The 13641-nt window shown below is 72.4% G+C and carries 12 protein-coding genes; 9 read left to right on the top strand and 3 right to left on the bottom strand.

The genetic code is table 11. From position 1 onward, the window contains the following. Nucleotides 1-108: 108 nt before the first annotated feature. The 3 genes from ABZV00_RS22710 to ABZV00_RS22700 all read right to left on the bottom strand — a co-directional run bounded on the left by ABZV00_RS22710 (nt 109) and on the right by ABZV00_RS22700 (nt 2447). The gene (locus ABZV00_RS22710; RefSeq protein WP_328419762.1) at nt 109-495 is read right to left on the bottom strand and encodes a hypothetical protein; all 387 of its coding nucleotides are present in this window, start codon (nt 493-495) and stop codon (nt 109-111) included. A 345-nt stretch (nt 496-840) separates the two neighbouring features. Next, a complete protein-coding gene (locus ABZV00_RS22705; protein WP_328419757.1) occupies nt 841-1842 on the bottom strand; it encodes a hypothetical protein in 1002 nt (333 codons plus the stop codon). 11 nt (nt 1843-1853) lie between these two features. Further along, on the bottom strand, nt 1854-2447 hold the full coding sequence (locus ABZV00_RS22700) for a hypothetical protein (protein ID WP_355609390.1): 594 nt from the start codon (nt 2445-2447) through the stop codon (nt 1854-1856). A 177-nt stretch (nt 2448-2624) separates the two neighbouring features. Here ABZV00_RS22700 and ABZV00_RS22695 point away from each other — a divergent pair, with 177 nt between their 5' ends. The 9 genes from ABZV00_RS22695 to ABZV00_RS22655 all read left to right on the top strand — a co-directional run bounded on the left by ABZV00_RS22695 (nt 2625) and on the right by ABZV00_RS22655 (nt 13610). Next, nucleotides 2625-3080: a Fur family transcriptional regulator gene (locus tag ABZV00_RS22695; protein ID WP_355609387.1), complete on the top strand. Its 456-nt coding sequence runs from the start codon at nt 2625-2627 to the stop codon at nt 3078-3080. Further along, complete coding sequence (locus tag ABZV00_RS22690; protein ID WP_355609384.1) at nt 3077-4564, top strand: catalase; 1488 nt, start codon at nt 3077-3079, stop codon at nt 4562-4564. Before ABZV00_RS22695 ends, ABZV00_RS22690 begins: the two co-directional genes overlap by 4 nt. A gap of 240 nt (nt 4565-4804) precedes the next feature. Then, the gene (locus ABZV00_RS22685) at nt 4805-7423 is read left to right on the top strand and encodes a nitrate- and nitrite sensing domain-containing protein (protein ID WP_355609381.1); all 2619 of its coding nucleotides are present in this window, start codon (nt 4805-4807) and stop codon (nt 7421-7423) included. Further along, entirely contained in the window at nt 7423-7845 is a 423-nt protein-coding gene (locus tag ABZV00_RS22680; RefSeq protein WP_355609378.1) for a roadblock/LC7 domain-containing protein, read from the top strand. Before ABZV00_RS22685 ends, ABZV00_RS22680 begins: the two co-directional genes overlap by 1 nt. Then, nucleotides 7835-8224 (top strand): DUF742 domain-containing protein, encoded by a 390-nt coding sequence (locus ABZV00_RS22675; RefSeq protein ID WP_355609375.1) that lies wholly within the window; start codon nt 7835-7837, stop codon nt 8222-8224. Before ABZV00_RS22680 ends, ABZV00_RS22675 begins: the two co-directional genes overlap by 11 nt. Then, entirely contained in the window at nt 8205-8807 is a 603-nt protein-coding gene (locus tag ABZV00_RS22670; protein ID WP_355609373.1) for an ATP/GTP-binding protein, read from the top strand. Before ABZV00_RS22675 ends, ABZV00_RS22670 begins: the two co-directional genes overlap by 20 nt. Before the next feature lie 150 nt (nt 8808-8957). Next, complete coding sequence (locus ABZV00_RS22665) at nt 8958-9995, top strand: lactonase family protein (RefSeq protein WP_355609370.1); 1038 nt, start codon at nt 8958-8960, stop codon at nt 9993-9995. Nucleotides 9996-10159: 164 nt separating this feature from the next. Next, nucleotides 10160-11914, top strand: coding sequence for a substrate-binding domain-containing protein (locus ABZV00_RS22660; protein WP_355609367.1), 1755 nt, complete (start codon nt 10160-10162; stop codon nt 11912-11914). Between the two features lie 211 nt (nt 11915-12125). Continuing rightward, nucleotides 12126-13610, top strand: a complete 1485-nt coding sequence (locus ABZV00_RS22655; RefSeq protein ID WP_355609364.1) for a sugar transferase — start codon at nt 12126-12128, stop codon at nt 13608-13610. Nucleotides 13611-13641 lie beyond the last annotated feature (31 nt).

Raw genomic sequence — 13641 nt, 5'->3', positions numbered from 1 at the left:
ACCCACCCGCCGCCGGCAGTAGGTGAGGCACTGCCGGCGGCAGGTTCCCCCCGGGTCCCCGGTCCGACCGTTGTGGTCGGGCCGGGGACCCGCCCTCGTGCGCCGGGATCAGGGCACGGTGCGTTCGATCGCCGCCCGACCCTGCTCGGCCAGATCGCGGCGGGCCTTGTCCAGGTTCTCCGGGGTGAGGTCCTGCCCGCGGGCCATCACCAGATCCTCCGGCTCCCAGGGTTGCTCCGCCCCGGTCCGGATGTTGTCCCCGCCGGCGCCGGTACCCGTCCCGGTCGCTCCGGTGCCCGCCGCGTACGGGTCGCCGATCAGGTCGTCGGTGTCCGGCGCGAGGTCGTCCGGCCGGTCGCGGGGCTCGGCGAAGGCCGGGGTGTCCCGGTCGGGGCCGCCGCCGGTCCGCAGCTCCGGGACGGTGCTGTCATCGTCCACCGCAGAGGCCACCTCCGGGCTGTCCTCCAGCGGCGGTCGGCGATCGCGATCGGTCATGGTGCTGCCTCCTGTGTCCGACACGTTGCCTGATCCCCCTCGCGTACCCCCTCGGGCCGCGCTCATGCCCCGCGCCCCCGACACCGGCGTACACCGGTGCGCGGCCGATGGTCAGCGACCGGGCTCCTCCTCGTTGGGGGCGGGTGGTTCCGCCGGGCGCAGCCGCTGCCAGAGCAGCATGAGCAGGCCGAAGACGAGCATCACCAGGCCGGCCCACAGGTTGATCCGGAGGCCCTGGGCCTTGTCCCACCCGGCTTCGCCCGCCCGGAGGGTGCCGTGGGCGCTTTGACGGATGTGCGCGGGCGCCCCGGCCGGTCGGCCGGGGCGCCCGTGGTTTGTCGTCGCTCAGCGACCCAGCACGCGGTCCAGGAAGTCCCGGTAGCGGCGCACCGCCACCCGCAGGTGCTCGGTGTCCGCCGAGCCGGCGTCCTGCCATCCGCCCAGGGTGGTCTTCTGCGCGGCCAGCGCCGAGGCGAGTGCCTGGATGGCCTCCTCCACCAGCGCCTGCGCCTCGGCGGCCGCGGCCTGCGGATCGTCCACGAAGCGCAGCTGCACGTCCCGCCAGCGGTCCCGGAACGCCTGTGCCGTGTCCGCGTCGAGGAGCGCGGCCGCCTCGGCCGCCACGGTCGAGCCGGCCGGTCGCGACGTCCCAGCGGACTCCAGCGAGGTGCCGGCGCCACGTCCGGCGAGCACCGGGTCGGCGTCCGGCGAGACCGCGTCCGGGTCGACCATCTCCGGCGTCGCGCTGCCGTAGGCGGCCGCGTCCGGATCGCCACCGGCCGCGGTCAGATCGCTGCGCCGCTCGGGCGCACCGTCCGTGCTTCCCGGCGGTACGACGGTCCGCGAGGTGTCCGCGTCGGCCCGCCAGTCGTCGTCGGTGTCCGCGTCCTCGTCCGCGTCGGTGTTTCGGCGGTGCAGCTCGGCCGTGGGGTCGGCGCGCAGACCCTCGCGTTCGCCGTCCTCGGCACCGTCGCCCGGCTGGGCGGTCCGCTCGCCCCGGGGGTCCGGCTTGTCCTGCGGGCGCGGGCTGGCCAGCGCGGAAGCCGCCACCGCGTCGGCCACCGTGGTGGCGCCGAACGTGGTCGGCAGCGGCCCCGGCTCGTGGAACCCGCCCTCGTCGGCGGACCGGTCGTCCGGGTCGGCGGACCGGTCGTCCGGCCGGTCGCGCCGGGACCCGTCGGCCCGCTCGTCGGCGACGGACGGGTCGTCGAACGTGCCCCGGTCGTCCAGGGCGTCCTCGGGTATGTCCGAGCGGCCGGCCCGGTCACCGGCCGGCGGCACCGGGACCGGCGCGGACCGGACGGCCTCCGGGTGGTCGTTGCTCACCTGCTGCTCTTCCTGGCGCATCGGTGGTCTCCTCAGCGGCTCGTGGCGTCGTGCGGGGTGTCCGGATGGCGCTGCTCGGGCGGATGGTGGCCGACCGGCTCCTCGCCGAGCAGGTCGGCGAAGAGTGCCCGGTAGTGCACGACCGCCTGGCGCAGCTCCTCGGTGCTGGCCTCGCCCCGGGAGTTGCGCAGGTGGATCTCGTGCGCGTCCCGGTAGTTGGCCAGCGTGCGGGCGTGGTCGACGGAGAGGTGGGCGGTCTGGTCGGAGAAGTCCCCGGTCGGGTAGCCCTGCTCCTCGATGAGCCGGGTGACCAGTTCATCCGCGTCACCCACGGTCTCGCTCGGCGAGTCGATGAAGCGGACCTGGAGCTCCTCCCAGGCGGCGGCGTAGCGGGCCCGGGACTCCGGGCTGAGCGGGGTGAGCGCGAGATCGGCGTGCCGGCGTTCCCGGTCGCGCAGTTCGCGCTCCGCGGCAGACCGGCTGTCCTGCTCGGCAACCACCCGGTCGTACTCCGGCCCGAACCGGCTGCGCAGCTCGCGGCGCCGGATGAGCGACCGGGCGGCCACGGCCAGCGCCGCGATCACCAGCACGACGAGCACGATGACGATTATCTGCGTGGGCGACATGGGCTCCTCCTTCGTTACCCGGTATTCCCTCCGCGTACTGATCGCCAATCCCCATCCGGGGCACTTTCCTTGCCGGCCCGCGTCCGATGTCGGGATTCCTCCCGGCGATGACGAGGCACACAGTGCCGCACCCGACTAAAACTTGACTCATTCCAGAAAACGAGCTTGGGTGGTGTGATGCCGCTCGGAACCGACGTCGAACGCCTGCGGGCCGCTGGGCTGCGGGTCACGCAGCCTCGCCTCGCGGTGCTCGCGACGGTGCGTGAGCGGCCGCACCTGGATGCCGACACGATCACCCGGCGGACCCGGGTCCGCCTCGACCGGGTCTCCGGCCAGGCGGTCTACGACGTCCTGCACGCACTGACCGACGCGGGTCTGCTGCGCCGGTTCACCCCGGCCGGCGGGCCGGCCCGGTACGAGGTGGGCGGGGACGACCACGACCACCTCGTCTGCCGGGAATGTGGGGCGATCGTCGACACCGGCCGGAGCGCCGCCCCCGGGCCCTGCCTGGACCCGGGAGCCGCCGCGTTCGAGGTCGGCTACACCGAGGTCACCTACTGGGGCCGCTGCCCCGACTGTCAGTCCCAGCACCGATCAGAAACGCCGCACCAGCCACCTGGAGGAGAGCGATGAGCGACCAGGCCAACAAGCCGATCCTCACCACCCGGCAGGGTCACCCTGTCAACAACAACCAGCAGCAGCGGACGGTCGGCTCGCGCGGCCCCGCGACGCTGGAGAACTACCACTTCCTGGAGAAGATCAGCCACTTCGACCGGGAGCGGATCCCGGAGCGGGTCGTGCACGCGCGCGGTTTCGTCGCACACGGCGATTTCGAGGCGTACGGGACGATCGGTGACGAACCGGCGGCGAAGTACACCCGCGCCAAGCTGTTCCAGACCAAGGGCAAGAAGACCCCGGTCACCATCCGGTTCTCCACCGTCATCGGCGGCCGGGACTCCTCCGAGGCCGCCCGCGACCCGCGCGGCTTCGCGGTCAAGTTCCGCACCGAGGACGGCAACTGGGACGTGGTGGGCAACAACCTCCAGGTCTTCTTCATCCGCGACGCGATCAAGTTCCCCGACGTGATCCACTCGCTGAAGCCGGACCCGGTGACCTTCCGCCAGGAGCCGAACCGGATCTTCGACTTCATGTCGAACACGCCGGAGTCGATGCACATGCTGACCTGGCTCTTCTCCCCGTACGGAATCCCGAAGAACTACCGCACCATGCGCGGCTCCGGGGTGAACACCTACCGTCTCGTCAACGCCCAGGGCGAGGGCGTGCTGGTCAAGTTCCACTGGATCACCCAGCAGGGCGAGCACAACCTGACCCAGGCCGAGGCGGACGCGATCCAGGCCACCGAGCTGGGCCACGCCTCCAAGGACCTCTACGACGCCATCGAGAGCGGCGAGTACCCGCAGTGGGAGCTCAACGTGCAGGTCATGAGCGACGACGAGCACCCGGAGCTGGACTTCGACCCGCTCGACGACACCAAGATCTGGCCGGAGGAGCAGTTCCCCTACCTGCCGGTCGGCATGATGACGCTCAACCGCAACATCACCGACCACCACAACGAGAACGAGCAGATCGCCTTCGGCACCGGCGTGCTGGTCGACGGCATCGACTTCTCCGACGACAAGATGCTGGTCGGCCGGACCTTCTCCTACTCGGACACCCAGCGCTACCGGGTCGGCCCGAACTACCTCCAGCTGCCGGTGAACCGGCCGCGCGAGGACGTCCAGGTCAGCACCAACCAGGGTGGCGGCCAGATGTCGTACGGGGTGGACAACCGGGGCGGCAACCCGCACATCAACTTCGAGCCGTCCTCGGTCGCCGGCCTCCAGGAGGCCGACGAGTCCTACCGGGAGTACCGGCCGTTCGTCTCCGGGCAGGTCATGAAGGCCCCGATCGAGCGGCAGAACAACTACTCCCAGGCGGGCCGCCGCTTCCGCGAGATGGCGGACTGGGAGCGCGACGACCTGATTCTCAACCTGACCACGCTGCTGGCTCAGTGCGACAAGCACATCCAGGAGAAGATGGTCTGGCACTTCAGCCAGTGCGACGAGAACTACGGCCGTCGGGTCGCCGAAGGGCTCGGCATCTCCGCCAACGCCTGACCCGTACCGCACCACCACGAGCGCCCCGCCGGTCCGCCGGCGGGGCGCTCGCCGTACCGCTCGGGGTGCATTCCGGAGCGTCGATCTCGGCGCGACAGGCGGTAGTGCAACGGCCCGCGATTACGTATCCTGCCCAAGGCGCCCGCGCCGGTGCCCGGCGTCATGGCCGGGCGCAGCCGGCCGGCGCGTTGCCCGGCGGTGCCGGCGCCCCTCCTGCCACCCCTGCACGGGCGAGGTCTGATGAGAACCCGCGACTGGCCGATCCGTTCGAAGTTGACCGCGCTGGTCGTCGCGCCGGTCACCGCACTACTGGCGTTATGGATCTTCGCGACCACGCTGACCTTCGGTCCCGCCCTGAACCTGCTCTCCGCCCGGACCCTGCTGTACGACCTGGGTCGCCCCGGTGAAGTCGTGGTCACCGAGCTGCAACGGGAACGCCGGCTCTCGGTGGTCCAACTCGCCGGCACCACCGAGCTGCCCGCGCTGACCGAGCAACGGCAGCGCACCGATCGGGCGGTCACCGAGCTGCGCCGCCGGGTCGACGGGGAGGAGCTGCGCGACGCCGCCAACGACCTGCTCGACACCCGGGTCGACCAGCTGGTCACCGCGCTGGCGGCGCTGCCGGCCGGCCGGGACTTCATCGACGACCGCAAGGTGGACCGGGCCGGCGCGATAGGCCTCTACAGCGGCATGATCTCCTCGGCCTTCCAGGCGTTCGCCGGCATGGCGACCCTGGCCGACCCCGACCTCAACCGGCAGGCGTTGGCGCTCACCGCGCTGGGCCGCTCCCGCGAGCTGCTCGGCCAGACCGACGCCCTGCTGGCCGGCGCGCTGACCGCCGGCCGGTACGCCGAGGGGGAGCACACCCAGCTCGTGCAGGCCATCGGCAACCAGCGGTGGCTCACCGAGAGCGCGGTGGCCGACCTGCCCGAGGCCGGCCGGGCCGCGTACCAGCGGTTGACCGAGAGCGAGGCGTTCACCCAGCTGCGCACCATGCAGGACGCGCTGGTCGTGGCCGACCGGTCCAGCCGGCCGCAGGTGGACGCGGCGAGCTGGCAGGCCAGCCACGACGCGGTGCAGCAGCAGTTGCGTGACTTCGAGCTGGCCGAGGCCGACGGGCTCACCGACCGCTCGGTGCCGATGGCGGTCCGGATCCTGATCCGCCTGGCCGCCGCCGGGGTGCTCGGGCTCGTCGCCGTGGTGGTCTCGGTGCTGGTGGCGGTGCGGGTCGGCCGCACACTGGTCCGACGGCTCAGCGGGGTCCGCACCGCCGCCCTGGAGTTGGCCGAGCACCGGCTCCCGGACGTGGTGACCCGGCTGCGCCGAGGCGAGCAGGTCGACGTCGCCCGGGAGGCACCCCCACTGGAGTACGGCCACGACGAGATCGGCGAGGTCGGGCGAGCCTTCACCGAGGTGCAGCGCACCGCAGTCCAGGCCGCGGTGGACGAGGTCACCCTGCGTCGTGGGCTCAACGAGGTCTTCCTCAACATCGCCCGGCGCAGCCAGAGCCTGGTGCACCGGCAGTTGCACCTGCTGGACCGGATGGAGCGACGCGCCGAGGACCCGGACGAGCTGGCCGAGCTGTTCCAGGTGGACCACCTCGCCACCCGGCTCCGCCGGCACGCCGAGGACCTGGTGATCCTCGCCGGCTCCGCGCCGGGCCGGGGCTGGCGCAACCCGGTCGCGATGGTCGACCTGGTCCGCGGTGCGATCTCCGAGGTCGAGGCCTACGACCGGGTGGACATCACCTCCGTACAGCCGGCCGGTGTGCTGGGCCGGGCCGTCGGCGACGTCATCCACCTGCTCGCCGAGCTGATCGAGAACGCCACCGCCTTCTCCCCGCCGGACACCCGGGTCACCGTGACCGGGGAGCAGGTGGCCAACGGCTACGCCCTGGAGATCACCGACCGTGGGCTGGGGATGTCCGCCGCCGCGTTGGAGACCGCCAACACCCGGCTGGCCAGCTCGCCCGAGTTCGACCCGGCGCAGAGCGCCCGGCTCGGCCTGTTCGTGGTGGCGCGGCTGGCCGCTCGGCACGGCGTACGGGTGCGGCTACGCCCGTCCGGGGAGGGCGGGGTGACCGCCGTGGCGCTGGTTCCCACCGACCTGGTCACCGCCGAGCCTCCGGCCGGCCCCGACCCTGCCGCACCGGGTGCCGCGCCGGCCGGCCCGGACCGGCGGCTGACCCGGACCAGCCGTCGGGGCGCCGTGCCCCGGCCCCGGATGGGCCGCAGTCGACCGACCACCGCGGCGTCCGCCGCCGGTGCCCCGTCCGCTCCAGCCACCGGCACCCCGGCTCTGGGCAGCCTGGCTCCGGCCGTGCCTCCCGCGATCGGGTCGGACGCCACCGAGCTGGGCGATCACGGGTCGCCGGTCACCGCGCCGGCCGCGGTCGATGGGCCAGGTGACGGTGTCGCCGACCGGGTGCCACCCGCTGACGAGTCGGTGGACGAGCTGGACGGGCTGCCTCGCCGGGTGCGGCGGCGTACCCCCACCACCCGGCCCCGGTCGACCGTCGCCGACACAGCGACGCCCCGATCGCCGGAGGAGGTACGCCGGGTGATGTCGGCCCTCCAGGCCGGCACCGCCCGGGGCCGCGCCACCGTCATCACCCCGGCCATCCCGGCGGTCCCGGCAGCTCCGGAAAGCCCGGCGGCCCGGGCAACTCCGGTCAGCCCGGCCGCTCCGGCGGACGCGGCGGCTCCGGTGAGTTCGGCCGCGCCGGTGACCCCGGCCAGCCCGGTCGGCGCGGACCCCCGTACCGGTCCGGCTGCCGACCCTGGGCCCGCCTCGCCCACCGCCGCGCCCGGACCGGCGGCGGCCCCCGAACCCCTGACCGCGAGTGAGAGGGACGCCTAGTGCGGCATTCGACGAAGCAGAGCGCCGGCCTCGACTGGCTGCTCGACGAGTTGGTTGTACGGGTACCGGCCGCCCGGGAGGCGGTGGTGCTCTCCGCCGACGGGCTGCTGCTCGGCTCGTCGGCCGAGTTGGGGCGCTCCGACGCTGAGCACCTCTGCGCGCTCGCCGCCGGCTTCTCCAGCCTGGCCAGGGGCGCGAGCCGGCACGTGGACGGCGGCCCGGTCCGGCAGACCGTGGTGGAGATGGAGTCGGCGTACCTCTTCGTCACCGCCGCCGGGCAGGGCGCCTGCCTGGCCGTGGTGAGCGATGCCGACGCGGACATCGGGCTGGTCGCGTACGAGATGGCGATGCTGGTGATCCGGGTGGGGGAGAACCTCACCGCGCCAGCCCGATCGTCGGCCGGTGCCGGTGATGCGGGCTGAGCCGCCCGGGCCGCAGCACGAGTGGCTGGACGGCGACGCCGGCCCGGTAGTGCGCCCGTACACACTCACCGGCGGCCGGGTACGCTCCGCCGTCGACGGTTTCGACCTGGTCGCGTTCGTACTGGCCAGGTCGGACCTCGATCCGGCGGGTGACCCGCGGCTGCTTCCGGAGCACCGGCGGCTGGTCGAGCTGGCCCGTCAACCTGTTTCGGTGGCCGAGTTGGCGGCCGAGTTGGACCTCGCGGTCGGGGTGGTCCGGGTGCTGCTCGGTGACCTCCTCGCCCAGGGCCTGGTCGCGGTGCACGAACCGCCGGCCGCCGGCAACCTTCCCGACGACGACATCCTCAAGGCGGTGGTCAGTGGACTCCGTGCGCTATGACCATGTGGGATCTGGCACCACCATCCCGCTGGCACTGAAGATCCTCATCGCCGGAGGCTTCGGAGCAGGCAAGACGACGCTGGTGAGCGCGCTCAGCGAGGTCCGGCCGTTGCAGACCGAGGAGGTGCTGACCGGTGCCGGGATCGGCACCGATGACGTCTCCGGGGTGGAGGGGAAGTCGACCACCACGGTGGCGATGGACTTCGGACGGATCACCATCACCGAGGATCTTCAGGTCTACCTGTTCGGCACCCCGGGCCAGGACCGGTTCTGGTTCCTCTGGGACGAGTTGGCCTTCGGCGCGCTCGGTGCGGTGGTGCTCGCGGACACTCGGCGGTTGGCCGACTGCTTCCCCTCCATCGACTACTTCGAGCAGCGCGGCATCCCGTTCGTGGTCGGCGTGAACTGCTTCGACGACTCGCGCCGGTTCAACCTGGAGACCGTACGCCGGGCGCTCGACCTGGACCCGGACGTGCCGATGGTGCTCTGTGACGCCCGGGACCGGCAGTCCGGCAAGTTGGTGTTGATCTCCCTGGTCGAGCATGTTGCCCGGCAGCGCGGGGAGCCGGTGCCGGCCGCCTGAGCGGGGCGCCGCCCGCGTTCGGCAGCGCCGACGCTGTCGTGGGCGAAGGCGTCGACGATGCCGATCCGCCGCCGGAAAGCCGGTTAACGGGCGGGCATCGCGGGCAGCCTCTGGTTGGATCGACGGAGGATGCCGGCGGAGGGGTTGCACGTGAGTGGTCAGGGCGAGATCGTCCACATCGGGGGTTACACGGCGCAGAGCGGCGGGCGGGGCAGCGGCATCGTGGCGGCCCGCCGTGACCCGGCCACCGGGGCGCTGACTCCGCTCGGCACGGTGGCGGTCACCCCGTCGCCCTCCTTCCTGGTTCGGCATCCCACCCAGCCGGTGCTCTACGCGGTCAACGAGCTGACGGACGGCGAGATCAGCGCCTGGCGGGTCGGGCCGGACGGCGCGCTGGACCCGCTCGGCAGCCGGTCGACCGGCGGCGCCGAGCCCTGCCACCTGGCCGTGCTGCCCGACGGCGCCCACCTGGTGGCGGCCAACTACGGCGGCGGCAGCGTCGCGGTCTTCCCGCTCGACCCGCAGGGTTCGCCCGGCGAGCGCACTGACCTGGTGGTGCACGAGGGTCACGGCCCCGACCCGGAGCGCCAGGAGCGGGCGCACACCCACATGGTCTCCCCGGGGTCGGGCCGGGGGCCGTTGCTCGCGGTGGACCTCGGCACCGACTCGGTCTACCGGTACGACCTGGATGGCGCGAGCGGGCGGCTGGTCCCACGCAGGCCACGGATCCGGACGGCGCCCGGCACCGGGCCCCGGCACCTGGCCCGCCACCCTGACGGACGGCGCTGCTACCTCGCCGGCGAGCTGGACGCCTCGGTCGTCGCGTACGAGCTGACCGACGACGGCGCGCTGCACCAGCGTGGTCGGGTCGAGGCGAGCGAGCGGACCGGCCACGTCCAGCCGTCGGAGGTGGCGGTCGCCCCGGATGGTCGATTCCTCTACGTCGCCAACCGCGGGGTGGGCACCCTCGCCGTCTTCAGCCTGGCCGGCGAGTTGCCCGAGCTGGTGGCCGAAGTGGACACCGGTGGCGAGTGGCCCCGGCACTTCGCGCTGGTCGGGGACCACCTCTACGTCGCTGATGAGCGGGCGGACATGGTGCGGGTCTTCCGGCGGAACGCCGACACCGGCGTCCCGGCGCCCGTCGGGGAGCCCGTGCTGGTGCCGAGCCCGACCTGCGTGCTGCCGTGAGCCTCGGCGTCGATGGACGGGATGCGAGGGCGGCGCGGGTTTGGCAACACGACGGGGCCGCATCATCACTGTGAGTTGCTAAACAGTGATCAACTGTTTCTCCTGCGTAACTTTAGTCCGAACGGTTGTGGCAAGGACGGCATCTTGTACGCAAGATGGTCACCGTGTCAGCAGGCCGCCATCGCATGCGTTCGAAACTTCATCTAGCCGCCGCCGCCGCGACGGCGACGGTTCTCGTCGTCACGACCGGCGTCTGGTTCGGCTATCGAGAGCTGATCCAGCCCAACTGTTCGGGCGAGATCCGGCTCTCGGTGGCAGTCGCGGCCGAGCTCGCGCCAGCGGTGGACGCCGCCGCGTCCCAGTGGGTGAAGGACGGCGCCGCGGTAGGCGGCACCTGCATCCGGGTGGACGTCTCAGCGTCCGACCCGGTCGACGTGGCCGCCGTGGTGGCGGCCAAGCACGGGGTCATCCTGGCCGGCGTGGGGCAGGCCAGTGGCACTGCCGTCACCCCGGACGTCTGGGTGCCGGACTCCTCGACGTGGCTGCTGCGGTTGAAGAAGGACGCGACCGCGTTCGCTCCGACCAACGGCGCGTCCATCGCGCGCAGCCCCATCGTGGTCGCGATGCCCGAGCCGGTGGCAACCCGGCTCGGCTGGCCCAACAAGAAGTTCACCTGGACGGATCTGCTCAAGCAGGTCAACAGCAGCAAGCCGCTGCGCACCGGGATCGTCGAGCCCACCCGGGACGCGGCCGGCCTGTCCGGTCTCCTCTCGCTGACCACGGCCGCCAGCGCGGCTGGCGGCGACGCCCAGCGCAACACCGTCGGCGCGCTGCGTGCGCTGGCCACCGGCCGTTCCTCGCTCCGTAACGACCTGCTGGCCCGCTTCCCGACCTCCAAGGACGCGACGTCCATCGCCAGTGGTCTCGGCGCGGCGGCCCTGTCCGAAGAAGACGTGATCGCGTACAACAGCAAGGAGCCGCCGGTCAAGCTCGCCGCGCTCTACATGGAGCCGGCGCCGATGCCGCTGGACTACCCGTACGCGGTGCTGCCCGGCCTGGAGCCGTCCAAGGCGTCCGCGGCCCGGGTGCTGTTCGAGCTGCTCACCACCCCGACCTTCCGCAACCGGCTCGCGGCGCAGTCGCTGCGCGCACCGGACGGCAACTGGGGCTCTGGCTTCAAGGCGCCGCAGGGTGCACCGAGCCCGGCCGGCGGCGCGTCGACCGCGCCGGCGACCGGCGGCACCGCCGCGGGTGGCCTGGACCCGGCCGCCATCCAGCGCGTCGTCACCACCTGGTCGGTCGCCACCCAGTCGGGTCGGATGCTCTGCGTCATCGACGTGTCCGGCTCGATGAAGGACGAGGTGCCCAGCGCCAACAAACGCAGCCGGGAGGAGGTCACCGTGGACGCGGCCCGCCGCGGCCTCGGCCTCTTCGACGACTCCTGGTCGATCGGGCTGTGGACCTTCTCCACCAAGCTGGTCGGCAACCGGGACTACCGCGAGCTGGTCGGCATCGGCCCGCTCTCCGGCCAGCGGGCCCAGCTGGAGGCGGCGCTCGGCAACATCAAGCCATCCGACGGCGACACCGGCCTCTACGACACGATGCTCGCGGCCTACAAGACGGTGCAGGCGGACTGGCAGCCCGGCCGGGTCAACTCGGTGGTGCTCTTCACCGACGGCAAGAACGAGGACGACAACGGCATCTCCCAGGCCGAGCTGCTCGCCCAGCTGAAGCGGCTCGCCGACCCGGAGCGGCCGGTCCAGGTCGTCATGATCGGCATCGGTGAGGGCGTCAGCAAGACCGAGCTGGAGTCGATCACGAAGGTGACCGGTGGCGGTAGCTTCGTCACCAAGGACCCGACCGAGATCGGCTCCATCTTCCTCAACGCCATCGCGCTCCGTCCCCCGGCGCCGCGCTGAGTCGACGCGCAGCACAAAAGGGCCCGCCGTACCGCAATCCGGTACGGCGGGCCCTTTTTCGCCCTCAACGCTGAAGAAAAGTGACGGCAATGCGTCGGAAGTAATCGGTCACCACAGTTGTCGGGGCAGGATGTCGACGTGTCCGACAATGTCGGCCCGCCTCCGGTCCGACCCGTCGGCCGAGGCCGTCCTGAGCGGAGTGGGAGGGCCGGTGACCGCTGCGACACTGTTGACCCCCGCCAGCACGTCGGCGAAGCCGGAAGGCCGTCCGGCCGGGCTGGTGGCGCGCGCCGACGAACGGTCCTACATCCGGATCCTGGTGGTCCTGGACACCACCGTCCTCATCCTCGCGCTGCTCATCGGGTACGTCTCCCGCTTCGGTAACGAGGAGCCGAGCGGCTCGAAGATCCCGTACGTGCTGGTGGCCCCGGGGCTGGTGCTGGCCTGGCTGGTCTCACTCAAGGCGCTCGGCTGCTACGACGACCGGGTGATCGGCTACGGGGCGGACGAGTACCGGCGGGTCAGCACGGCCAGCCTGCGGCTGGCCGGTGCGATCGCCATCGCCGGGTACATCGCCGACGTCGGGGTGTCCCGAGGCTTCCTCGGCATGTCCTTCGCGGTGGGCACCGTCGGGCTGGAGGTTGTCCGCTTCGCCGCCCGCAAGCGCCTGCACCGGGCCCGCTCGCAGGGCGCCGGCTGGTCCCGGAAAGTGCTGGTGGTCGGCGGCACCGCGCACGTGCTGGAGCTGGTGCAGACGTTGCGCCGGGAGCCGTACGCGGGCTATCAGGTGGTCGGCGCGTGCATCCCCGACGCGCTGCTGGCGCCGGTGGCGCAGCGGCTGGGTGACGTGCCGGTGGTGGGATCGTTCCGTGGCATCCCGGAGGCCGCGACCGCGATCGGCGCGGACACCGTCGCGGTCACCGCCTCCGGTGAGCTGACCGCCACCCGGCTGCGCCGACTCGGCTGGCAGTTGGAGGGGACCGGTATCGACCTGGTGGTGGCGCCCGCGCTGACCGACGTGGCCGGCCCGCGGATCCACACCCGCCCGGTCGCCGGGCTGCCACTCATCCACGTCGAGGCGCCCGAGTTCCGCGGCGCGCGGAAGCTGGTGAAGGGCTTTGTCGACCGGTCCGTCTCATCGATGGCGCTGTTGGCGCTGCTGCCCCTGATCGCGGTCATCGCGCTGGCCATCAAGCTGGACAGCCGAGGCCCGGTGCTCTTCCGGCAGGTCCGGGTCGGCCGGGGCGGGCAGGAGTTCGGCGTGTTCAAGTTCCGCACCATGGTGGTGAACGCCGACGTACTGCTCGGTGAGTTGGCCGCCCGCAACGAGACCGACGGTCTGATGTTCAAGATGCGCGACGACCCCCGGGTCACCCGGGTTGGCCGGCTGCTGCGGAAGTGGTCGTTGGACGAGCTGCCGCAGCTGGTCAACGTGCTGCTGGGGCAGATGAGCCTGGTCGGGCCGCGCCCGCCGCTGCCCTCCGAGGTGGCCCGCTACGACGGTGATGTGGCCCGGCGGCTGCTGGTCAAGCCAGGAATGACGGGTCTGTGGCAGGTCAGTGGCCGGTCCGACCTGAGCTGGGAGGACGGCATCCGGCTCGATCTCTACTACGTGGAGAACTGGTCCCTCGCCGCCGACCTCACCATCCTCTGGAAGACCTTCGGCGCCGTGCTGAAAAGCCGCGGCGCGTACTGACCGTCGGCCGGCGGTGATCCCCGCCGACGAC

This window comes from Micromonospora sp. NPDC005173, from assembly GCF_040608515.1.
Taxonomy (GTDB): Bacteria; Actinomycetota; Actinomycetes; order Mycobacteriales; family Micromonosporaceae; genus Micromonospora.
Note: the sequence above shows the minus strand (reverse complement) of the source record. Positions and strands in the feature narration are given on the sequence as shown.